The sequence below is a fragment of the Streptomyces sp. S07_1.15 genome, assembly GCF_020739505.1.
Lineage (GTDB): Bacteria > Actinomycetota > Actinomycetes > Streptomycetales > Streptomycetaceae > Streptomyces > Streptomyces xinghaiensis.
Genome location: NZ_JAJBZK010000001.1, coordinates 6,775,065 through 6,797,056, shown reverse-complemented (window position 1 = coordinate 6,797,056; position 21,992 = coordinate 6,775,065). Strand labels below are relative to the sequence as shown.

General features: G+C 73.5%; 14 protein-coding genes and 1 pseudogene. 7 read left to right on the top strand and 8 right to left on the bottom strand.

Annotated elements, in window-relative coordinates:
- Window positions 1-63: 63 nt before the first annotated feature.
- Window positions 64-690, top strand: a pseudogene (gene dhaL / locus LIX60_RS29195) (dihydroxyacetone kinase subunit DhaL); the annotation flags it as partial.
- Window positions 691-891: 201 nt separating this feature from the next.
- Window positions 892-1,284: a PTS-dependent dihydroxyacetone kinase phosphotransferase subunit DhaM gene (locus LIX60_RS31855; protein WP_227962963.1), complete on the top strand. Its 393-nt coding sequence runs from the start codon at window positions 892-894 to the stop codon at window positions 1,282-1,284.
- A gap of 36 nt (window positions 1,285-1,320) precedes the next feature.
- On the opposite strand, the gene LIX60_RS29185 is transcribed toward LIX60_RS31855, so the two are convergent.
- Window positions 1,321-3,402 (bottom strand): SpoIIE family protein phosphatase, encoded by a 2,082-nt coding sequence (locus LIX60_RS29185; RefSeq protein WP_227962191.1) that lies wholly within the window; start codon window positions 3,400-3,402, stop codon window positions 1,321-1,323.
- 216 nt (window positions 3,403-3,618) lie between these two features.
- On the bottom strand, window positions 3,619-4,593 hold the full coding sequence (locus LIX60_RS29180) for an SCO0930 family lipoprotein (protein WP_227962189.1): 975 nt from the start codon (window positions 4,591-4,593) through the stop codon (window positions 3,619-3,621).
- 267 nt (window positions 4,594-4,860) lie between these two features.
- On the opposite strand from LIX60_RS29180, the gene LIX60_RS29175 reads away from it, so the two are divergent.
- A complete protein-coding gene (locus LIX60_RS29175) occupies window positions 4,861-5,265 on the top strand; it encodes a hypothetical protein (protein WP_227962187.1) in 405 nt (134 codons plus the stop codon).
- A 264-nt stretch (window positions 5,266-5,529) separates the two neighbouring features.
- The gene (locus LIX60_RS29170; RefSeq protein ID WP_227962185.1) at window positions 5,530-6,804 is read left to right on the top strand and encodes a D-alanyl-D-alanine carboxypeptidase family protein; all 1,275 of its coding nucleotides are present in this window, start codon (window positions 5,530-5,532) and stop codon (window positions 6,802-6,804) included.
- A 95-nt stretch (window positions 6,805-6,899) separates the two neighbouring features.
- Here the strand turns inward: LIX60_RS29170 and LIX60_RS29165 are convergent, their stop codons facing one another.
- The 3 genes from LIX60_RS29165 to LIX60_RS29155 all read right to left on the bottom strand — a co-directional run bounded on the left by LIX60_RS29165 (window position 6,900) and on the right by LIX60_RS29155 (window position 9,905).
- Window positions 6,900-7,463 carry a TIGR03086 family metal-binding protein gene (locus tag LIX60_RS29165; protein WP_227962183.1) on the bottom strand — a complete coding sequence of 188 codons (564 nt, stop codon included), beginning with the start codon at window positions 7,461-7,463 and terminating at the stop codon, window positions 6,900-6,902.
- A gap of 553 nt (window positions 7,464-8,016) precedes the next feature.
- Window positions 8,017-9,441 (bottom strand): NADP-dependent succinic semialdehyde dehydrogenase, encoded by a 1,425-nt coding sequence (locus LIX60_RS29160; RefSeq protein WP_227962181.1) that lies wholly within the window; start codon window positions 9,439-9,441, stop codon window positions 8,017-8,019.
- Window positions 9,442-9,638: 197 nt separating this feature from the next.
- Complete coding sequence (locus LIX60_RS29155; protein WP_227962179.1) at window positions 9,639-9,905, bottom strand: hypothetical protein; 267 nt, start codon at window positions 9,903-9,905, stop codon at window positions 9,639-9,641.
- 234 nt (window positions 9,906-10,139) lie between these two features.
- Between LIX60_RS29155 and LIX60_RS29150 the strand changes: the two genes are divergently transcribed.
- Window positions 10,140-11,798, top strand: a complete 1,659-nt coding sequence (locus LIX60_RS29150; RefSeq protein WP_043467962.1) for a catalase — start codon at window positions 10,140-10,142, stop codon at window positions 11,796-11,798.
- Between the two features lie 367 nt (window positions 11,799-12,165).
- Window positions 12,166-13,713, top strand: a complete 1,548-nt coding sequence (locus tag LIX60_RS29145; RefSeq protein ID WP_227962178.1) for a sodium:alanine symporter family protein — start codon at window positions 12,166-12,168, stop codon at window positions 13,711-13,713.
- A gap of 121 nt (window positions 13,714-13,834) precedes the next feature.
- Here LIX60_RS29145 and LIX60_RS29140 read toward each other — a convergent pair whose 3' ends face one another.
- Window positions 13,835-15,703 (bottom strand): NAD(P)-binding protein, encoded by a 1,869-nt coding sequence (locus tag LIX60_RS29140; RefSeq protein WP_227962962.1) that lies wholly within the window; start codon window positions 15,701-15,703, stop codon window positions 13,835-13,837.
- Between the two features lie 254 nt (window positions 15,704-15,957).
- Between LIX60_RS29140 and LIX60_RS29135 the strand changes: the two genes are divergently transcribed.
- A complete protein-coding gene (locus LIX60_RS29135; protein WP_227962173.1) occupies window positions 15,958-16,917 on the top strand; it encodes an alpha/beta hydrolase in 960 nt (319 codons plus the stop codon).
- Window positions 16,918-17,033: 116 nt separating this feature from the next.
- Here the strand turns inward: LIX60_RS29135 and LIX60_RS29130 are convergent, their stop codons facing one another.
- Window positions 17,034-19,289: an OmpL47-type beta-barrel domain-containing protein gene (locus tag LIX60_RS29130; RefSeq protein WP_227962172.1), complete on the bottom strand. Its 2,256-nt coding sequence runs from the start codon at window positions 19,287-19,289 to the stop codon at window positions 17,034-17,036.
- The gene (locus tag LIX60_RS29125) at window positions 19,286-21,859 is read right to left on the bottom strand and encodes a ThuA domain-containing protein (protein WP_374117938.1); all 2,574 of its coding nucleotides are present in this window, start codon (window positions 21,857-21,859) and stop codon (window positions 19,286-19,288) included. The genes LIX60_RS29130 and LIX60_RS29125 overlap by 4 nt, the downstream gene beginning before the upstream one ends.
- Window positions 21,860-21,992: the final 133 nt, after the last annotated feature.

The window sequence follows — 21,992 nt, the reverse complement described above, 5'->3', positions numbered from 1 at the left end:
TACCAGCCGCCGCGAACCCAGGAGTTCCCTCCCATGACCGCGTTCCCGGACTCGCCCGCCCCCGTGCTCGACACCGACTTCTTCCGCCGCTGGCTGGACCTCGCCGCCGCCGCGATCCGGCGGGAGGCGGACCATCTCACCGATCTCGACTCGGCCATCGGAGACGCCGACCACGGCTCCAACATGCGGCGCGGTTTCGACTCGGCCTCCGCCTCCGAGGCATACGCGGCGGCCACCACACCGGGCGCCCTGCTCAAGGGGTTCGGCACCCATCTGATCGGCAAGGTGGGCGGAGCGTCCGGCCCGCTCTACGGAACGGTGCTGCGCCGCGCCGCGAAGGCGCTCGGCGAGGACGGGACCGTGTCGCCGCAGGCCCTGGGCGAGGCCCTGGCGGCTGCGGTGGCCGGGGTGCGCAGGCTCGGCGACTCCGGGCCCGGGGACAAGACCATGGTCGACGCCCTCGCCCCGGCGGCCGAGGCGTACCAGCGGGCGCTCGGGGAGGGCGCGCCGCTGACCGGGGCGCTGGCGGCGGCGGCCCGCGCCGCCCGGGAGGGGGCCGAGGCGACGATCCCCCTGCGGGCCCGCCGCGGCCGGGCCAGCTATCTCGGCGAACGGAGCGTCGGCCACCAGGATCCGGGCGCCACCTCCACGGCCCTGCTGTTCACCGCCCTCCACGAGGCGGCGGCGGGCCCCGCCCCGGATTCCGGCGGGGAGACCGGGACGCGGGCCGGGGGCACCGCCGGCGCGGGGGCCGCCGGGAAGGACGTACCCGCACCGGCCGGCGGCGGGACGGCGGCCGGGAGCGGAACGGGGGCCGGGACGGAAACCGGAACGGAAACCGGAACCGCTCCGGCGTCCGCCGGGCCCGGCGGCGCCCCGGCCCGTGTCGGGGTGGTGCTCGTCTCGCACAGTCGTGAAGTGGCCGAATCCACCGCCCGGTTGGCCCGGGACCTGGTGGGCACCGGAGACCCCTCGCCGGTCGTCGCCGCGGGCGGCGCGGAGGCCGGGGGGATCGGCACCAGCTCCGAGCTGGTCCGGCAGGCGGTCGCGCGGGCCGACGAGGGGGCGGGCGTCGTGGTGCTCTGCGACATGGGCAGCGCGGTGCTCACCGTCAAGACGCTGCTGGCCGGCACGGGCCCGGAGGCGCTGCCGGAGGGCGTACGGATCGCGGACGCGCCGTTCGTCGAGGGCGCCGTCGCGACCGTGGTCACGGCGTCCGCCGGGGCCGACCTCGGCATGGTGCTGTCGGCGGCCGATGACGCCCGCACCTTCCGGAAACTCTGACCACGTCCTCCCGTCCGGCCCGTCCCGGTCCGGCCGTCAGCGCCCCGCGGCCTGGCCGAACTCGCCCCAGACCGCCTTGCCCGGCCCGCGTGACTCCACACCCCAGACGTCGGTCAGCATGTCGACCAGCAGCAGTCCGCGCCCGGAGGTGCTCGCGTCGCCGGGCTCGCGGCGGCGCGGCCAGCCGCTGGAGCGGTCCTGCACCTCCAGGCGGAGCCGGCGCTCCGAGCCGGGCAGCATGAGGACGGTGACCACGGCACCACCGTCCGTGTGCAGCAGGGAGTTGGTGATCAGCTCGTCGGCGACGAGTTCGATGTCGTCCGCCCGTTCGGTGACGCCCCAGGCGCGGACCGCCTCGCGGAGCATGTGGCGGGCGGTGGCCAGCGATTCCGGGTCGGCGGGGGCGACGTGCTGGTGGAGCCGCCGCCGGAGGTGTGGTTCCGGGTGCCCCACCCGCCGGAGCAGCAGCAGGGCCGTGTCGTCGTCGCCGATCCGGTCGCCGAGGGCGCGGGGCAGGTGGTCGGCGAGCTCCTCCAGGTCGTACGGCCCGTTGGTCAGGGCCTTGACGAGTTCGCTGCGGCCCTCGTCCAGGTCGGTGCCGGGCTGCTCGATGAGGCCGTCGGTGTACAGCACCAGGGTCTCGTCCGCGCCCAGTTCCACCGGCGTCACCGGGTACTCCAGAGCGTCGAACTCGGCCGACAGCCCGAGCGGCAGCCCGCCGGCCACCGGGAGCGGGCGGCAGGTCCCGTCGGCCTGCCGCAGCAGCGGGTCGAGATGGCCGGCCCGGACGATCCGCAGCTCGCCCGCGAGCGGGTCGGCCTCGGCGTAGAGGCAGGTGGCGAAGCGGTCGCTGCCCAGCTCGCCGAGGAAGACGGAGGCCCGGGCCATGACCGTGGCGGCCGAGTGCCCCTCGGCCGCGTAGGCCCGGAGGGCGATGCGCAGCTGGCCCATGACGGCGGCCGCCTTGATGTCGTGCCCGGTGACGTCCCCGACGACCGCGCCGACCTTTCCGCCGGGCAGCGGGATCAGGTCGTACCAGTCGCCGCCGAGTTCGCGGCGGTGGCGGGCCGCGCGGTAGCGGACGGCCACCTCGGCCCCGGGGACGGCCGGGATGCGCGGCAGCATGGTCTGCTGCAGGCCCTCGGCGACCTCGTGCTCGTGGTCGAAGAGCATGGCCCGCTGGAGGCTCTGGGCGAGGGTGGTGCTGAAACCGACGTAGCTGCCGCGGTCCTCGGGGGTGAAGGGCACCTCCTCGCGGAAGAGGATGCCGATCACGCCCAGGGTCCGCGACTGGGCGACCAGCGGCAGATAGGCGGCCGAACCGAACTCCACCGGCTCCAGGTACGGCCACAGCCGCGGATAGCGTTCGGCGAACTCCTGGCGGGAGCCGATCAGCCGGAGCTCCCCCGTGCGCACCACCTCGCACATGGGGTTCTCGTCGTCGAGCGCCGAGTACTCCGGCGCGGTCTCGACACGGATCCGGCCCCGGGTGATCAGATGGAGCCGGCCGCCCTCCACCAGCCCCAGCATCAGGGTGACGGGCCTTTCGGCGCCGGCGCCGGGGCCCCCGCCGATGCTCTCCAGGACCTCGATCACGTCCCGGACGGTCAGGGCGCGGCTGAGGGCGGCGGCGGTCGTCTCGATCCCGATGCCGGGCGGGCGGTGCCCGACCTCCACGGCGCCCCGCTCGACGGCGCTGGTCAGCTCCTGGGTGGCGTCGCGGACGATGCCGACGATGCGCCGCGGCCGTCCGGTGCCGTGCGGCAGGAAGTGGCCCTGGCCGTGGGCCCAGCGCAGCGAGCCGTCCCGCCGGCGGACGCGGAAGTAGGTGCCGTGGGCCTCCCGGCCCTTCGCCAGGGCGTCGTCCACGACGGCGTCGATGCGGTCGGACTCCTCCTGGCTGAGCCGGCTGATGAGCGCGTCGGCGTCGCCGGGGTACTCCTCCGGCTGGAGGTCGAAGATGTCCAGGGCCACCCGGTCCATCTGCATGCGGCCGCTCTCCAGGTCCCATTCGAAGAGGCCGATGCGGTTGAGGGCCAGGTTCCTGGCCGCGTCGGGGGGCAGGCGGCTGCTGCCGCCCGGCGGTCCCGTCCGTGGGGCCGCGTCAGGTTCCGCCATGTGACCTCCCGAGGCGGTCGACCGCCGTCGGCGGTGCGCCGGCTTCGCAGGTAGACCTCCAAGGCCACTGTGTCACTTCTTGTCCGGATTCACGACCGGTACGGTGCCCGGGCGTGACGGCCCGCGACCGCTCCCGCCCCCGCCGGGAAATCCGGCGGGGGCGGGAGCGGCTCCGTGCTTCGGGGTCCGGGCGGCCGGCGGGCCCGGCACGGGTGGTCAGCTCTTGATCAGCTTTCCGCTGGGCGCGACGGCGAACCAGGTGCCGCCGACGCCCTGGCCGTTGGTGTCGCCCGGCTTCTCGTCACCGGTGTACCAGTACAGCGGCCAGCAGTCGACGGTCAGCTGCTTGCTGCCGTCCGGGCGCTTGAAGGTGGTCAGCAGCTTGGGGTCGATGTCCTCGACGTCCTTCAGGTCGACCGGCCGGGCCGGCTTCCACAGCTTCTCGCACTTGCCGACGCAGTTGGACTTCATCGGCCAGGCGCTGTCCTTGGTGAACCGGTAGAGCGTGCGGCCCTCGGCGTCGCGCAGGATCTCGCCGAGCTCGGCGTCCTTGACCGCCGAGATGGCGGGCAGGTCCGCACCGGCCCCGGATCCGCCGGCCGGCGCGCTCCCCGCGGGCTCGCCGCCCGTCTCGCTGCCCGGCTGCGCCTTCTTGCCGTCCGGCGCCGCGGCGTGCCAGGTGCCGCCCACGCCCTGGCCGTTGGTCTGCCAGGGCTCGGTGTCCTTGGCGTAGCGGTACATCGGCCAGCCGTCCACGGTCAGCTGCTTGGTGCCGTCCGACCGGGTGACCTCGCCCAGCAGGGCGGCGTCGATGCCGCTGGTCGACGAGACGTCGGCGGCCGGGACCGGAGGCCACGCCTTGACGCATTCGCCCTCGCAGGCGGACTTCGGCGGGTTCGCGGTGTCCTTGTCGAAGCGGTAGAGGGTGAACCCCGCGCTGTCGGTCAGAACCGGGCCGAGCTCCTCGCTGTCGCCGATGGTCAGCTGCCCCGCGGGCTTGGCCTTGCGGGCCGCGCCGGTGCTGCCGCTCTCTCCGTAACCACCTCCCGGGTCCTGCGGGACGGCGGCCTCCGCCTGTCCCGCCGGCTGCGCCGCGTTCGCACCGGCGCCGCCCGGCTCCTGGCCACAGGCCGTCAACAGCATCACCGCTGCCGCCGTCACCGCGATCGAGGCGCTCTGCCACTTCCTCATCTTTACTCCTGCGATCCGCATTCCCGTCCGGCGCGGGTGTGCGCCTCTGACGGCAGGAGGTACGGACGGTGACCGCCCGTGTGTTCAACGCAGGCGGCAGAAACTTCGGCGGGGGCCTCCGCTCCCCCGGGCGGCGCAGCGGGGGCGGACCCCCGGAACCAATTAATAGGCTTATCGGGTTACTTAGCGGTATGCCTGACATACCGGCGGTTCACCGGGGGCCAAGGTGCATCACGAGAACGTGTTGAACCGGCCCTGGAGGACCCCATGCGCGTGTTGACCAGATATCTGTCCGTCGCCGCGGCGGCGGGAATCATCGCGGCGGTGCTCGTGGGCGCCAAAATGGCGTCGTCCGAGGACACTTCGGCCGGCAAGGGGAGCGACAAGCCGTCCGCCTCCGTACCCTCCGAACTGCCCGCCCCCCTGTCCTTCGCCTACGGGGAGAAGCAACCGGAACAGCAGATCGACACCCCCCGGGTCGGCATCTGCTACCCCTTCGACGGCGTGGTGCCCACCGCGTTCCGCAACAGCACCGAGCTGGCCGCCCAGCTCTACCCGGCGGCCGACTGCGGGGGCGAGCCGGGCGTCCTGATGTCCCCGGGCGAGCAGCGCACCGGGACCGCCGCCGGCCGCGGTGTCGTCTTCGTCGTCCCCGCGGGGCAGACCGGCTGAGGCCCGGCGGCCCCGCACCGGCCCTCACCGGCACCGCCCGCCCCTTCCCGCCACGGGTCCTCGCGAGGCCCGCCGCCCGGCCGCCCGGCGTTCCGGGACCGCCGGACGGCCGGCCGCCGCGCGGTCCGCGACGCCTCGGACCGGCAGAGCTGACGGAACGTCAATCACCCGGCGCGGCAGCGGTTCTGGCGCCGCGTCGGGGCCGCTGCCCGGATGGAGCAGGAACACGCGGCAGGCCCGGCGAACCGTTCCTACGGTGCAGATATGGACAAGCCCCCCGGAATCACCCAGCGGGCCGGTGTGGCGGCCACCGCCCTTCTCGCCCTCCTCGCCTGCTGCACCGTGCCCACGGCCCACGCGGACGAGCGGCAGGACGGCCGGCACGGCCCCCGCTCCGCGGTCCGCGACGCACGCCCCCTGTCCGCCCCCGGCCTCCATGTGCCGCGCGGCCGGGCGGCGCAGACCTTGCCCCGGGATGTGTCCGCCCGGTCGTGGATGGTCTCCGACGCCCGGACCGGCCGGGTGCTGGCCGCCCGGAACGCCCACCTCAGACTGCCGCCCGCCAGCACCCTCAAGATGCTGTTCGCCCTCACCCTGCTGCCCAGGTTCCCGCAGGACGGGCTGCGCACCGTGCGGCCGGCGGACCTCCGGGCGGTGGGCGCCGGCAGCAGCATGGTCGGGCTCCGGCCGGGCCACCGGTACACGGTCGCCGACCTCTGGCGCGGCGTCTTCCTCGCCTCCGGCAACGACGCGGTGCACGTCCTGGCCGCGATGAACGGCTCGGTGGAGAACACCGTCCGGCAGATGCGGGCCAGGGCACGGATGCTCGGCGCACACGACACCCGGGTGGTCTCCCCCGACGGCTACGACGCCCCGGGGCAGGTCTCCTCGGCGTACGACCTGAGCCTCTTCGCCCGGGCCGGGCTCGCCCAGCCGTACTTCGCGCGCTACGCCGGCCTCGCCACCACCCGCTTCCCCACCGGGCGGGACGAGCGGGGGCGGGCGCTGGGCACCTACGCGGTCCAGAACACCAACCGGCTGCTCGGCGGCGGGCCGGGGGTGGAGCCGTATCCGGGCCTCGTCGGGGTGAAGAACGGTTACACCACCCACGCCGGGAACACCCTGGCGGCGGCCGCGCGACGGGACGGCCGCACGCTGGTGGTCACCGTCATGAACCCCCGCTCAGGCCGCCCCCACGCCGTCTACGAGGAGACCCGGTCCCTGCTCGACTGGGGCTTCTCCATCGCCGACGACGCCCCGTCGGTCGGCACCCTCAACCCGGCGCCGGCCCGGGCCGCCGAGCCGCTGCACGGTCCCCCGGCGGCCGTACGGAGCGCCGGTACCGCCACCGCGCCGGAGGGCGACGCCTCCGCCGCCGGGCGGCTGCTCCCGTACGCCGGGGCGGCGGCCGTCCTCTGCGCCGCGCTGGCCTGGGCCCTGCGGCCGCTGCTGCGCCGGCGGCGGGCCCGGCGGGCGGCGTTCGCGCACGGGTACCGGGGCCCGCGGGGGCGCGGCCCGGACGGCGGCGGACCCTGGTGAGCCCCGGGCCCGGCCACGGGCACGGCGGCGCCGGTCCCCCACCACCGCCCGTGCGGGGGCCGCCCCCGCACGGGCGGCCCCCGCCACGGGCCCGGCTACGGCTCCCGGCCGAGCAGGGCGACGAGCCGGTCCTGCGCCCGGGCCCCCTCGGGCACCGGCACCGGCGCGGCGAAGAGCCCGGAGCCCTGCCAGCCGGCGGCCTCCGGTTCGACCCGCTCGTACACCGCCGCGGCGAGTTCGTCGCCGAGGGTGTCGTCGTCACCGATGCCCCGGGCCAGGTCCCAGGCGTGCACGGTGAGATCCGTGGTCATCTGCCATCCGTAGTCGGTGGTGGGGCTCTCCCCGCCGCTGGTGTCGACGTGGCCGTCCAGGGCGCCGGGCCGGTGGAAGGCGGCGTGCGACTCCGCGGCGGCCCGCTCCCAGGCCGCGATCGGGTCGTCGCCGAGCACGTCGCCGTCGAAGCGGTCCCCGACCTCGGCGAGGGTGGCCCCACGCAGCAGCCAGGGAGCCCAGAGGTGTTCACCGACCAGGTGGTTCACCAGGTCGCGCACCGTCCACGCGGTGCAGGGCGTGAGTTCGCCCCACTGGTCCTCGCGGACCCGGTGCACCCGGCGGTCGAACTCCAGCCAGGCGGTGTCGAAGGCATCGAGCAGATCCATCGGTCAGTTCTCCGCCGTTCCGCCGACCGGGCTGGGGCCGGGCTGCGGCTCCGGTGTGGGATCGGGGTGGTTCGGACCGGGCGGGGCCGGCGGGATCGGGTCCGGCTCCGGGACCGGCGTGGGCCCCGGGTTCGGCCCCGGCCTCGGCCCGGGGCCGGGGCCTGGTCCGGGACCGGGGCCGGGCGGCGGGGTCGGGGCCGGCGGCACCGGATCCGGTACGGGGTTGGGGCCGGGCCCGGGCGGCGGGGTCGGAGCCGGGGGTACGGGGTCGGGGTTCGGACTCGTCATCGAGGTCTCCCAGTTCGTGGTCCGGCGGACGGCCCCGGTGGCGGCCCGCCACCGGGGAACGGGGGACGCGTACCCGGCCGGACGCCGTTCACCCCGGCCGCCGCCCCCATTCGGGCGCATCACCGGCCCCCGGCGGTGGCCTCGGCGCCCGGCCCGGAGACGGCCCGGACGGCCGCGCGGGCGCCGGTGACCGTGCGGGCCGCGGCCCCGCGGACCGGGGCCGGGCGGGGCCGGGCCCCGGCGCCTCCGTTCCCCTTCCGGGGTGTCACTCCGCGGCCCCGGCCCCCGTCTCGGCGTGCGACGGCCCGTACCAGACCGTGGTGGGGTTGCAGAACTCGCGGATGCCGTGCCCGGACAGCTCGCGCCCGTACCCGGAACGCTTGACGCCCCCGAAGGGAAGGGCGGGGTGCGAGGCCGTCATGCCGTTGAGGTAGACGGATCCCGCCTCCAGGTCGCGGATGAAGCGCCGCTGTTCCTCCGGGTTCCGGGTCCACACGTTGGAGCTGAGCCCGAACGGGGTGTCGTTGGCGAGCTGGATCGCCTGGTCCGTGCCGGAGACCCGGTAGACGGAGGCCACCGGCCCGAACGCCTCCTCGCGGTGGACGCGCATCTCCGGGGTGACGTCCGCCAGCACCGTCGGCTCGTAGAACCAGCCGTCCGGCAGCCCCTCCGGCCGCCGGCCGCCGCAGAGCACGGTCGCCCCGCGCGCCCGCGCGTCCTCGACCAGCTCCTCCAGACCGGCGCGGCCGCTCTCGCTCGCGAGCGGCCCGACGTCGGTGGCCCCGTCCATCGGGTCACCCACCGTCAGGTCCCTCATCGCGGCGGTGAAGCGGTCCACGAATTCGTCGTAGACGTCCGTGTGCACGATGCAGCGCTTGGCCGCGATGCAGGACTGGCCGTTGTTCTGCACCCGCGCGGTCACGGCGGTCCGCGCCGCTTCGGGGATGCCCGCGGAGGACATGACGATGAACGGGTCGCTGCCGCCCAGCTCCAGCACCGTCTTCTTCACGGTGTCCCCCGCGATCGCGGCCACGGAACGGCCCGCGGGCTCACTGCCGGTGAGGGTCGCGGCGGACACCCGGGGATCGCGCAGAATGCCCTCCACGGCGCCGGACCCGACCAGCAGCGTCTGGAAGCAGCCCTCCGGGAAGCCCGCCCGGCGGAAGAGGTCCTCCAGGAAGAGCGCGGTCTGCGGCACGTTGGAGGCGTGCTTGAGCAGCCCGGTGTTGCCCGCCATCAGGGCGGGTGCCGCGAAGCGGATCACCTGCCAGAGCGGGAAGTTCCACGGCATGACGGCGAGGACGACCCCGAGCGGGCGGTAGCGGACGTACGCGCGGACGGCCCCCGAGTCCTCGATGTCGGCGGCCGCCGGCTCCTCGTCCGCCAGCAGCGCCTCGGCGTTGCGGGCGTACCAGCGCATCGCCTTGACGCACTTGGCGGCCTCGGCGCGGGAGGCGGCCAGGGTCTTGCCCATCTCGGTGGTCATGGTCCGGGCGATGTCCTCCTGCTCCGCCTCCAGCAGGTCGGCCGCGCGGTTCATCAGCTCGGCGCGCCCGCCGAAGCCGGTGAGGCGGTGGGTGCGGAAGGCCCGGACGGCCCGCTCGATCCGCTCGTCGATCTCCGCGTCGCCGAGGGGATCGAAGGTCTTCAGCGTCTCGCCGGTGGCCGGGTTGACGGTGGCGATGGCCATGGTGGTGACTCCTCCTGGTACGCGGCGGACGGCGCACCGGTGGGTGGGGCCCGCCGGTGCGCTTCTGTGCCAGGTACCCCGTCTCCCCGGCTTACTCCACCGCCGGGCCCGCGCGTGGGCGAAGGAGCCGCACCGCCGGCGGCCGGCCGGGGCGCGGAGGTGGGTGGGGGGACGCCGGGAGGGTCCCCGGCCGCCGGTCAGTTGCGGTCGGGGGAGGTGAGGTCCTCCAGCCAGGAGCGCCGGCCGGAGAGCTCCAGCAGCAGGAGCAGACGGGTGAAGGGGTCCCATTCGCGCTCGGCCTCGGCGGCGGCCCGGCCCGGGGCGGCCGCTGCCGTGCCCGCCGTGACCGGCGGCGGATCGGCGGGGGCCGGGAGTCCGGACCGCACATCGGCGCGGCCCCGGCCGGCGCGTGATGGGCCGGTGGGGTCCGGGCCGCCGCCCCGCCGTGCCTGATGAGCTGTCATCGCGCGCTCCGCAGCGTCGAGGGGCGGTTGAGGGGCGGGACGCCCGGGGAACCATCCTCGCCCCGGACCATCCGTCACTGCAAGTACATCTGCAATTACGGCGAATCCTTACGGTTGAACCGGAGCACTGCGGTCCCTTCTTCTGTTAGGCCCCCCGCTCCCCGGGGTACGCACACGCAGCCGCTCGCGGCATCCGGCGGCGCGGCGCACCGACGAGCGAAGGAGCCCAGCACCGTGACGGACGTGGAGAAGAAGGGCGCCGGCCGGGGAGACGAACGGCCCGTACTCACCAACCGGCAAGGGCACCCGGTCTACGACAACCAGAACCAGCGCACCGTCGGTGCGCGCGGACCGGCCACCCTGGAGAACTACCAGTTCCTGGAGAAGATCAGCCACTTCGACCGGGAGCGCATCCCGGAGCGCGTCGTCCACGCCCGCGGCGTCACCGCCTACGGCTACTTCGAGGCGTACGGCGCCTGGGGCGACGAGCCGATCGACCGCTACACCCGCGCCAAGCTCTTCCAGGAGCGCGGCAAGCGCACCGATGTCGCGGTGCGCTTCTCCACCGTCATCGGCGGCCGGGACTCCTCGGAGTGCGCCCGGGACCCGCGCGGCTTCGCGGTGAAGTTCTACACCGAGGACGGCAACTGGGACCTGGTGGGCAACAACCTCGCCGTCTTCTTCATCCGCGACGCGATCAAGTTCCCGGACGTGATCCACGCGCTCAAGCCCGACCCGATCACCTTCGAGCAGCAGCCGAACCGCATCTTCGATTTCATGAGCCAGACAGCGGAATCGATGCACATGCTGGTCAATCTCTTCAGCCCGCGCGGCATCCCCGCGGACTACCGCCACATGCAGGGCTTCGGCGTCAACACCTACAAGTGGGTGGACGCCCACGGCGGCACCAAGCTGGTGAAGTACACCTGGATGCCCAAGCAGGGCGTGCGCAGCATGACCGAGGAGGACGCCGCCAACGTGCAGGCGGAGGCCACCGGCCACGCGACGAAGGACCTCTACGAGGCCGTGGCCCGCGGCGACCACCCGGAGTGGGAGCTGCTCGTCCAGATGATGGACGACCACGAGCACCCGGAGCTGGACTTCGACCCGCTGGACGACACCAAGACGTGGCCGGAGCAGGAGTTCCCGCCCAAGCCGGTGGGCCGGATGGTGCTCAACCGGATGCCGGCCAACTACTTCGCCGAGAACGAGCAGATCTCGTTCGGCACCGGTGTGCTCGTCGACGGGCTGGACTTCTCGGACGACAAGATGCTGGTCGGCCGGACCTTCTCCTACAGCGACACCCAGCGCTACCGGGTGGGCCCCAACTACCTCCAGGTGCCGGTGAACCAGGCGAAGAACGCCCCGGTGCGCACCAACCAGCGCGACGGCCAGATGACGTACCACATCGACGGCGGCGCGGAGAACACGCACATCAACTACGAGCCGTCGGTGCTGGGCGGGCTGCAGGAGGCCGCCTTCCCCACCCACGACGACCAGGGTCCGGAGATCCGCGGCAAGCTGACCCGCAAGCGCATCCCCCGCACCAACGACTACCTCCAGGCCGGGCAGCGCTATCTGCTGCTGGAGGAGTGGGAGCGCGACGACCTGGTGCGGAACTTCGTCACCCTGCTCTCCCAGTGCGACCGCCCGGTGCAGGAGCGCATGCTCTGGCACTTCCTGCTGGTGGAGAACGACCTGGGGCTGCGGGTCGGCGAGGGGCTGGGCATCGACACCCCCGAGGTGGCGCATCTCGAACCGCTGCCGGGCCAGCAGCTGACCGAGGAGGACCGGCGGCGGCTGGCGAACCTCGGCAAGAACCCGCCGCGCGACGTCTCGGGGCTGACCATGACGCACTGCGTCCCGGACGAACGGCATGTCGTGACCCGCTGAGCGTCATGGCCCGCCGGGAGCCGTGGCCCGCTGGGAACGGGAGCGGCACCGGCGGGCGCGGCCCGGCCTCCGCCGTCCGGACGGGGCGGCGGAGGCCGGGCCGCGCGTTGCGATCACGTAACGGTGTGTGCTCGATCGCGCACCGCTCACCGGGCCGGTGTTCCTGTATAGCGAATCTATCCCGCGCTTTTGTCCGGTTACAGAGCAATAAAGACTGTCATGACCGCGCGAGGAAGTGACCCATGTCACACCGGTGCGATTGCTCTCCGTGATAGGAACTCCCAATCCGTCTTATCAGCGCACCATCGGCCAACCGCCGGATGGTGGGCCCTCGTCCTCAGCACCACACCAGCCAGAGGTTCCGTTCATGGCAAGCAATTCCGTCACCTCGACGATCGAGGAAGCCGTCAACGGCGTCTTCGACCCCGTAGCCGAGTTCCTCACCAAGTGGGTCTTCTACGAGACCGACTTCGGCGTCTTCCCCACCCCCTTCCCCTGGATCGTGGGCTGGCTGGTCGTCGCGGGCGTCGTCTTCTCCCTCTACTTCGGCTTCGTCCAGGCCCGCCGCGCCAAGCTCGCGGTGGACCTGGTGCGCGGCAAGTACGAGGACAAGGACGACCCCGGTGAGGTGAGCCACTTCCAGGCGCTCACCGCCGCGGTCTCCGGCACCGTCGGCCTCGGCAATATCGCCGGTGTGGCCGTCGCCGTCACCATCGGTGGCCCCGGCGCCACCTTCTGGATGATCGTCGCCGGCCTCCTCGGCATGGCGACCAAGTTCGTCGAGTGCACCCTGGGCGTGAAGTACCGGGACATCCACGAGGACGGCACCGTCTCCGGCGGCCCGATGCACTATCTGCGCAAGGGCCTCGCCGAGCGCGGCATGAGCGGCGTCGGCAAGGTCCTCGCCGTGGGTGTCGCGGTCTCCCTGCTCTTCTTCACCTTCTTCGGCGGCAACCTCTTCCAGGCCAACCAGAGCTTCACCCAGCTCAAGTCCGTCACCGGCGGCGAGGACGGCATCTTCGGCAACTCCACGGGGGCCCTCCTCTTCGGTGTGCTGCTCGCCGCCCTGGTCGCCCTGGTCCTCCTCGGCGGCATCAAGTCCATCGCCAACGTCACCAGCCGGCTGGTCCCGGCCATGGCGGGCCTCTACGTCACCGCGTGTCTCATCGTCATCGGCGTCAACATCCCGGCCCTGCCGGACGCCGTGAGCGAGATCATCAACGGTGCCTTCAACCCCGAGGGCGTCGCGGGCGGTGCGATCGGCGTGCTGATCGTCGGCTTCCAGCGGGCCGCGTTCTCCAACGAGGCCGGCATCGGCTCCGCGCCGATCGCGCACTCCGCCGTGAAGACCCGGCACCCGGTGACCGAGGGCCTGGTCGCGCTGCTGGAGCCGTTCATCGACACCGTCGTCATCTGCACGATGACCGCGCTGACCATCGTCATCGCCTCCACCCCGAGCTGGGAGAGCGCCCGCGAGGCGGCCGCCGCCGGCGAGGGCCCCGGCGACGGCGTGACGCTGACGTCCGACGCCTTCGAGACCGTCCTGCCGTGGTTCCCGTACGTCCTGACCATCGCGGTGCTGCTCTTCGCCTTCTCCACGATCATCACCTGGAGCTACTACGGCCTGAAGTGCTGGACGTACCTCTTCGGCCGGAGCCGCACCAGCGAGAACATCTACAAGGTGCTCTTCAGCGTGATCGTCGCGGCGGGCTCGCTGCTCACCCTCGGCGCGCTGATCAACATGGCGGACGCGATGCTCTTCCTGGCCGCCGTCATCAACATCATCGGCCTCTACCTGCTGGCGCCCGTCGTCAAGCGGGAGCTCTCCTCCTATCTGCAGCATCTCCGTGACCGCCGGGCCGGGGCCTCCGGTCCCGGCGGGGACGGCGTGAGCGAGCCGGCCGCCAAGTACTGACCCGGGCCGGCGCCCGCGGCCGTACCGGACGAGGGCCCGTCCGCACCACCACCCGGTGGCGCGGACGGGCCCTCGGGCGTGGAGAGGCCGCCTTTCCCCCGGCCCGGGCCCCCGGGACCGCTCAGTTCCGGGCCGGCGCCGGGCCGTCGTCCTCCGGGCCGTCCCGGCCGGGCCGCGGATGCCGGCCCAGCAGCTCGGCCAGGCCCTGCCGGGTGGCGGCCAGCACCACCCGGTCCTCCGGCCGCAGCACATAACCGGGGTGCGGCTGCCACAGCAGCTCCCGCTCCACGGTCTGCCAGCCCGGCGGCAGGGCCGCGAGATCGGGACGGCGTTGGGCCGGCGCGGCCACGTCCAGGGCGAGCACCCGCCGGCTGCCGGGCCGGAACGCCTCCCGGACCGTGCGGCCCTCCAGGGCCGGGCAGTCCTTCACCTCCACCGCCGCGAACAGCAGGACCCGCCGTTCCACCGGGATCGCCCCCAGCACCTGGCGGCCCATCATCGCCCCGGCGAAGGCCGGCGCCGCCAGCGAGGACACGCTGCGGCTGCGGGTCGTCGCCCCGGGGTGGGAGTCGCGGAGGGTGCGGTAGACCGCCGCGGCGAACCGGTCGTCGTACAGCCGCAGCACCACCCGCAGCCGGTCCGAGACCCCGCGGGCGTACAGCACCGCCTCCAGATTGGTGCTGTCGTGGCTGGTGAGGGCCAGCAGGGCGCTGCTGCGGTGCACCTTGGCGGCCTCCAGCACGCCCTCCTCCGTGACGTCCCCGATCACCGTCGGCACCCGGTACCGCCGGGCGAGCGCCACGCCCCGGGCGTCCGGGTCGTGCTCCACGCAGACCACGGGGACGCCCATCTCGTGGAGCCGGGACAGCACCCGGGTGCCGACCTTGCCCAGCCCGAGCAGCACCACGTGCCCGGAGAGCCCGCGCGGCGGCCGGCGCAGCGAGCTCGCCGACCGGAAGGTGCCGAGCCCTTCCAGCACGGCGGCCACCAGGACGGGGAGCAGCAGCAGGCCCACCATGCCGGAGAGGAGCTGGAGGATCTGCCGGGCGGGTTCCTCCCCCTCGGCGGGGTCGCCGATGGCGATGAGGTCGAGCAGGGAGAGATAGGCGGCGTGCAGCGGGTCGTCGCCGGTGAGCAGGACGGACGCCACGGCCAGCGCCCCGACCGCGGTCACCAGGCCGAGCAGCGACATCCGCATCCGGCGGGAGAACAGGGTGCTCAGCGGCGGGGTCCGGCTCAGGCGGCGCGGCGGGGCCGGGGCGCCGTCGTGGGTGACCGTCTCCAGCACCACCCGGCCCCGCTCGGGAGACCGCGCCGCCAGTTCGTCGTCGGGCAGCAGCCGCGGGCCCTCGTCGCCGCTGTCCTCGGAGCCCTCCCCCGCGTCCGGGCTGTCCGCGGCCGAGAACAGCGCGAGGGTGCAGAGGGAGGGCCGGGTGTCCGGCTCCCCGGACGCCGCGGGCGGACGCTCGGCGGCGCGGAGGATCAGGCCGTCGGCGTGGACGACCTTGCTGGTGCCGACGATGGCGGCGGCGGCGAGGGCGGGCGCAGCGGTGTCGGCGTCGGAGAGCACCGTGGTGGAGGCGTCCACGGCGACCGGGTCCAGGTCGGGGGCGGCGATCTCCACGGAGCGGTCGAGCAGCTCCTCCAGGTGGCGGCCCAGTTTGCGGTTGAAGAGGCGGATGACCAGCCGCACCCGGGGGTTGAGCCGGCGGGCGCGGAGGGCGGCGTGGATGTTGGTCTCGTCGTCGTCGTGGACGAGGGCCAGCGCCTGCGCGGTGGCGACCCCGGCCTCGGCCAGCACCTCGTCGTCCAGGGCTCGGGCCTCGATGACCCGTACCGGCACCACGGGTTCCCGGCGGCCCGGGATGCCGTCCAGTGGGCGGCGGCCCTCCCCGGTGGGCGGCAGGACGAGCGTCACGGGCTCCTGGTACATCCCGGAGAGTTCGGCGGCGAGCCGGTGGGCGAGCGCGTCGTCGCCGCACACCACCATCTGGGGCTCCCGGGGGGCGTTCCGCCGGCGATTCTGCAGTGAGGACACCCCTCCATGATCGCGGTTCACCGGGCGGTCACGCATCGTCCCGGCGAAGGAGACCCGTCAATCCGCCTCCCTGACCTGGCATTTCGGTGGTCACGGCGCCAACACGCGGCGAAGGCCGGTGATTTCACCGATGTGACGGGCGTGTGTCGGTTGAACGATGACCCACGTTCCCCCACATCCCCCTTGACTTCAGGGAGTACACGCTCATGGAGCCGCTGCACCACGACACCTCCACCCCCGAGGCCGGCCGGCACCGTCGCAAGCCCCGTTCCCGCACCGTCCGGCTGAGCCTGGCCGGACTGGCGCTGGCCCTCACCGGGACCGGCGTCGCCCTGATGCCGGCCGCGCAGGCCGCCCCGGAGACCGCCGTCCAGGCCGCCGCGGAGAACCCGTACGAGCGGGGCCCGGACCCGACCGAGGACAGCATCGAGGCCCGGACCGGCAGTTACCGGGTCTCCGAGACCCGGGTGTCCTCGCTCTCCGTCCGCGGATTCGGCGGTGGCACGATCTACTACCCGACCAGCACGGCGGACGGCACCTTCGGCGCCGTGGCCATCTCCCCCGGCTTCACCGCCTACCAGTCGAGCATGTCCTGGTACGGCGAGCGGCTGGCCTCCCAGGGCTTCGTCGTCTTCACCATCGACACCAACACCACGATGGACCAGCCGGCCAGCCGCGGCGACCAGCTCCTCGCCGCGCTGGACTACCTGACCGAGGACAGCTCGGTCCGCGGCCGGATCGACCGCGGCCGGCTCGCCGTCATGGGCCACTCCATGGGCGGCGGCGGCGCGCTGGAGGCCGCGAAGGACCGGCCCTCCCTCAAGGCGTCGATCCCGCTGACCCCGTGGAACCTCGACAAGACCTGGCGCGAGATCACCGTTCCGACGTTCATCGTCGGCGCGGACGGCGACACCATCGCCTCGACGGCCTCGCACGCCGAGCCGTTCTACGAGAGCCTGCCGTCCTCCACCAACCGGGCGTACATGGAGCTGAACAACGCCACGCACTTCACCCCGAACACCTCGGACACGGAGATCGCGAAGTACTCGATCTCCTGGCTGAAGCGGTTCGTCGACAACGACACCCGCTACGAGCAGTTCCTCTGCCCGATCCCCCGGCCGAGCCTGCAGATCGAGGAGTTCCGCGGCAACTGCCCCCACTCCTGATCCGCGCCACGGCCCCCGGTCTCTCCGGCGGGGCGCCGGGCAGGGATGAGGCGGCCGCCCCGGCACGGACTTCCGTGCCGGGGCGGCCCGGTGTGCTTCCGCCTGCCGCCGGGTCCCTACAGTTCCTGGATCCGGATGTTGCGGAACGAGATCACATCTTCGGTGCCGTGGGTCTGCAGGCCGATGAAGCCGTCCGCGTACTGCCGGCCGGCGGTGCCGGGGTCGTCCCCGCGGGGCGGGTTGAAGACCAGCCCCGGGTCGTTGTCGAAGACGTTGAGCAGCACACCGTTGCGGAAGATCCAGTAGCGCTGGTCCACGACCCGGATCTCGTAGTCGTTCCAGACCCCCTTCTCCTCCACGCCGGCGCCGTCGAGGTTCACCTTGTCGAAGCCGTAGACGGACCCCGTCTTGTACATGTCGCCGTCGGCGCGGTCCAGGATCTGGTTCTCGTGGCCGTACTTGATGGCGACCCACTCGGGGCGGGACTCGCCCGGATGCCAGTGCGGGTCCGGGAAGCGGACGAACACCCCGCTGTTGGCGCGGCCGGAGCCCGGCGCGTCGTCGCGGAACTGCAGCTTCAGGGAGAAGTCCCCGAACTGCCGGTCCGGGTACCAGAGCATGCCGAGGCCGCCGCGGGTGGTGCTGCTGGTCATCGCACCGCCGCCGGTCAGCCCGAAGGCGCCGCCGCCGACGTGCTCCCAGTCGGCGAAGGACTCCGCCGAGCCGTCGAACAGGGTGCGGTAGCCGCCGGTGTGACCGGGGGTGCCGATGGCGGACTCGCGGGCGGCCCGGATGAGGAGGCCGTGCTCGCGCTCGTCGACGACGCCCTCCTCGCGGAGACGGTCGGCGACGGCGGCGACATGGCGGAGGAAGTCGTTCTCGCCGTCCCACGCCCGTTCGTCCTCGATCAGCTCGTTGACGGTGCAGCCGTCGCCGGTCACGCGGTTGGGAACACCGGTGTCGACGGTGCCGATGATGACGGTGCGCCGGTTGTCGCTTTCGGGGCAGTCCGGTTCGGTGGTGTCCTCCTCGGCGACCGTGAAGTCCACCGTCTTCGCGGCCGAGGTGTTGCCGGCCTTGTCGGTGGCGCGGTGGCGCAGGAGGTGCGGGCCGGCCCGGGCGACGGTCAACGGCGCGGTGTAGGCGAGATACGGGCCGCCGTTGAGGGAGTACTGCACGCGCTCCACGCCCGACTCCGCGTCGGTGGCGGTGATCGTCACGGTGGCGGAGCCGAGGTAGGCGCCGCCGTCGTCCCGCTCACCGCTCACCACCGCCGAGGTCTCCGGCGCCGTCGTGTCCTCCTCCGGCGGCGCCACCACCGTGAACTCCACCGCCTTCTCCGCCGAGACGTTCCCCGCCCGGTCCACCGCCCGGTACACCAGCCGGTGCTCACCCACCGCATCGACCGCCACCGGCGCCGCGTACTCGGCGAACCCGCCCCCGTCCAGCGCGTACTCGATCTTCTCCACACCGGAGCCGGAGTCCGAGGCGGAGACGGTGACGGTGGCGGAGCCGAGGTAGGCGCCGCCGTCGTCCCGCTCACCGCTCACCACCGCCGAGGTCTCCGGCGCCGTCGTGTCCTCCTCCGGCGGCGCCACCACCGTGAACTCCACCGCCTTCTCCGCCGAGACGTTCCCCGCCCGGTCCACCGCCCGGTACACCAGCCGGTGCTCACCCACCGCATCGACCGCCACCGGCGCCGCGTACTCGGCGAACTCCCCGCCGTCCAGGGCGTACTCGATCTTCTCCACACCGGAGCCGGGGTCGGTCGCGGAGAGGGCCACGGTGGCGCCGCCGATGTACGCGCCGTCGGCGTCCCGCTGCCCGCTGATCTCGTGGGAGGTCTCGGGGGCCGTGGTGTCCTCGCCGCCGCCCGGATCGGTGACGACGAGGGTGCCCTGCATGGCACCGTGCCCGGGGATGGTGCAGTAGTAGCGGTACGTGCCGGGGCTGAGGGTGACCTCGGCGGTGTGCCGGCCGCCGTTGTCGTCGGCCGGGTTGGCCAGGATGTTGAGGTCGACGTCGGCGTTGTAGCGCGAGGGGTCGGAGGTGTCGAAGGTCAGGGTGTGCGGCATGCCGGTGGTGTTGCCGGTGGCCTCGCTGTTCTCGAAGACGATGGTCGCCGGGCCGGCCACCGCCTCGGCCGGCGCGGTGAGGTAGCGGTCGGTGGCGTTGCCGGCGGTCCAGGTGAGCGTCTGGTCGGCGGCCGTCGCCGGGCGCCCGCCGCCCGTCCCGTCCGCGCTCCCCTGCCCGTACGCGGCGGGCGGCGCGGTCAGGCCGAGGGCCGCCAGCAGGGCCACCACCAGGGCGGTGAGCAGGCCGCGGGAGCGGCTGAGCCTCCGGGGGGCCGCGGTTCCTCTCGTTCCGTTCACCGGTCGCTCCCGTCGCCGGCCGCGGCGTCCCGGGTCACCAGGTCGCCGGGGAGGGGTGTGGGCGGGCCGCCCCGGTAGGTGACGCGCCACAGCGCCGACTCGTCGGTGGAGGTGAAGAACCCCCGGCCGTAGTCGAGGACGTAGAGGGCGCCGTCCGGGCCGAACTTCCAGTCCATGAGGTTGCGGATGCCGTCCCGGCCGGTGGGGATGATGCCGTCCAGGCTCTCGGCGTGGACGGGCAGGCCGCCCTTGTCCGCGGTGTCGGGGTCCAGGGCGACGGCGTGGCGCGGCTGCTCGCCGTCGTAGAAGTCGCCCACGAACCACTTGCCGTCCCAGTACTCCGGCCACTTGACGGCGCTGTCGCCGCCGGCGTCGTGCCGGTAGACGGGGCCGTTCATGGCGGCCTGGGAGCCGCCCTTGAGCCAGGGCAGCAGATAGCGGGACTCCTCCACCTTGTAGCTGGGGATGCCGTCGCCGTCGCGCGGGAAGTCCGGGGCGCCGCCCTGGGGTGAGTACCAGATGGTGTTGGAGCGGGCCGGCGGGATGTCCACCAGGCCGTCGTTGTGGGGTGACTCGTTCCTGAGGTTGTCGCAGTCGTACCAGCCGAGCGGCTGGGAGGGGTCGGGGAGGTTGCGGTCGCGGTAGGGCTGCTTGTTGCCCATGCAGTACGGCCAGCCCTGGTTGCCGGCCTCGGTGATGGCGGCGAAGGTGTCGTACTTGGCCGGGCCCCAGACGGGGCTCGGCGCGCCGGCGTCGGGGCCGACCCAGCCCGCGTAGAGGGTGTCCGTCTCCCGGTCGACGGAGATGCGGGACGGGTTCCGCACGCCCATCACGTAGATCTCGGGGCGGGTCTTGCCGCCGCCCTCCTCCTCACCGGTGAAGAGGTTGCCCTCGGGGATGGTGTGGGTGCCGTCGTCCTCGGGGTGGATGCGGAGGATCTTGCCGTTGAGGTTGTTGGTGTTGCCGGAGGTGCGGCGGGCGTCGGCGAAGGAGACGCCGCGGAAGGCCGGTTCCGGGTTGTTGCCGGAGTAACCGCCGCTGAACTGCGAGGAGTTGGTGTCGCCGGTGGCGATGTAGAGGTTCTCCGCGGAGTCCCAGGCCATGCCGCCGCCCGCGTGGCAGCAGCTGTGGATCTGCACCTCCCAGGAGAGGAGGACCTTCTCGGTGGCGGGGTCGAAGCGGTTGGTGGCGTGGTCCAGGGTGAAGCGGGAGACCCGGCGTTGCGCGAGGTGGTTCTCCCGGTCGATCTCGGAGTGCGGGGTGTAGTGGAGGTAGATCCAGCCGTTCTCGGCGAAGTCCGGGTCGAGTTCGATCCCGAGCAGGCCCTCCTCGTTCTTGACGAGTTCCCCGCCGCCGCCCTTGTTGCCGAAGACCTCGACGACGCCCGCGAGCCGGCTCTCCCCGGTGCGCGGGTCCCAGACGTGGACGGTACCCATGCCGAGGCCGACGTCCGGGTCGTTCCAGTCGGTGACGACGGGATCGCTGCCCCTCCCGCCGCCGCGGCCGATGTGGAAGACGCGGCCGTCCTCGGCGGTGACCAGGCCGTGCGGTTCGCCGATCCGGTCGGCCTGCCCGGGGGTGTTGGGCTCGGTGACGCGGGTGGCCTCGTAGTTCGCGGTGATGGTGGCCCGGCAGTCGGCGCGGGCGAGGCGGGTGGTCCACAGCAGGGCGCCGCGCAGATGGGTGCGCAGCCGCTCCTCGGCGAAGGCGGCGGCGGTGCCGCCCATGCCGGTGTAGAAGGAGCGGCCGCCGCGGTAGTCGCGGCACCAGGAGACGGGGTGGTCCCAGCCGAGGGCGCCGGCGCCGGGGTCGTAGGTGCGCTCGCGGACCCGGGCGACGGTGTGCACCTCGCCGGAGGGGTTGGGCTGCCAGCTGAGCCAGTGGTCCTTGCGGGACCACTCCTGGGGCAGGCCGGCGGTGGCCGGGTGGTCGCGGTCGCCGGTCTCGACGGTGGCGCGCTGCACCCCGGCGGACCCGTCGCCGGCGGGGCGGGTGCCGATGAGGCCGGTGAACCAGGAGGAGTCCGGCTCGGTGCGGGCGGCGTCGTGGACGCCGAGGAAGCCGCCGCCGGACTCGACGTAGGCCCGGAAGCCGTCCTCCTGGGCGTTGTCGAGGATGTCGCCGGGGGTGGAGAGGAAGACGACCGCGTTGTACTGGCGCAGTTTCTGCGTGGTGAAGACCGTCGGGTCGTCGGTGGCGTCGACGGCGAACCGCTCCTCGGCCGGGCCCTGGTGGCCGATCTCCTCCAGGGCCTCGATACCGGCCGCGGTCCTGGCCGACGGCTGCCCGCCGGAGTCGTGGAAGACGAGCACCCGGACGTCCCCGGCGGCCGAGCCCCCGGGTAACGGCGCCGCGGCCGTCCCGGTGGCGGAGTCCGCCGCCGCGGTGACGGCCGGTGGCAGCGGCGTCGCCGCGCCGGGCCGCGGGTCGGCGGGAGCGGCCGCCGCCCCCGGCGGCCCTCCCAGCATGGTCACGGTCATTCCGGCGGCCAGCGCGGCTGTCGTCCACGCGCGGCCCCTGATGCGCCCTCGTCGTGCCGAGGGCCCTGGCTGCGGTTTGGTGGCCCGCATAGCTCTCTCACCCCTCTGCGATCGCAGCAATGCCTCGAAGCTAGAGGGCTTTTGACGGTCCGCCAATAGCAATGACCGCACATCAACAAACTTTGTCCTGACACTAGAAGAACTCCCCGGCGGCCGTTACCTT

Excerpts from the sequence above, each read along its gene's own strand:
- LIX60_RS29160 (WP_227962181.1), bottom strand. The coding sequence starts at position 9,441 with ATGGCCATCGCCACCGTCAACCCGGCCACCGGCGAGACGCTGAAGACC.
- LIX60_RS29185 (WP_227962191.1), bottom strand. The coding sequence starts at position 3,402 with ATGGCGGAACCTGACGCGGCCCCACGGACGGGACCGCCGGGCGGCAGC.
- LIX60_RS29125 (WP_374117938.1), bottom strand. The coding sequence starts at position 21,859 with ATGCGGGCCACCAAACCGCAGCCAGGGCCCTCGGCACGACGAGGGCGC.
- LIX60_RS29175 (WP_227962187.1), top strand. The coding sequence starts at position 4,861 with ATGCGCGTGTTGACCAGATATCTGTCCGTCGCCGCGGCGGCGGGAATC.
- LIX60_RS29145 (WP_227962178.1), top strand. The coding sequence starts at position 12,166 with ATGGCAAGCAATTCCGTCACCTCGACGATCGAGGAAGCCGTCAACGGC.
- LIX60_RS29165 (WP_227962183.1), bottom strand. The coding sequence starts at position 7,463 with ATGGATCTGCTCGATGCCTTCGACACCGCCTGGCTGGAGTTCGACCGC.
- LIX60_RS29170 (WP_227962185.1), top strand. The coding sequence starts at position 5,530 with ATGGACAAGCCCCCCGGAATCACCCAGCGGGCCGGTGTGGCGGCCACC.
- LIX60_RS29155 (WP_227962179.1), bottom strand. The coding sequence starts at position 9,905 with ATGACAGCTCATCAGGCACGGCGGGGCGGCGGCCCGGACCCCACCGGC.
- LIX60_RS29135 (WP_227962173.1), top strand. The coding sequence starts at position 15,958 with ATGGAGCCGCTGCACCACGACACCTCCACCCCCGAGGCCGGCCGGCAC.
- LIX60_RS29180 (WP_227962189.1), bottom strand. The coding sequence starts at position 4,593 with ATGAGGAAGTGGCAGAGCGCCTCGATCGCGGTGACGGCGGCAGCGGTG.
- LIX60_RS29140 (WP_227962962.1), bottom strand. The coding sequence starts at position 15,703 with ATGGTGGTGTGCGGCGACGACGCGCTCGCCCACCGGCTCGCCGCCGAA.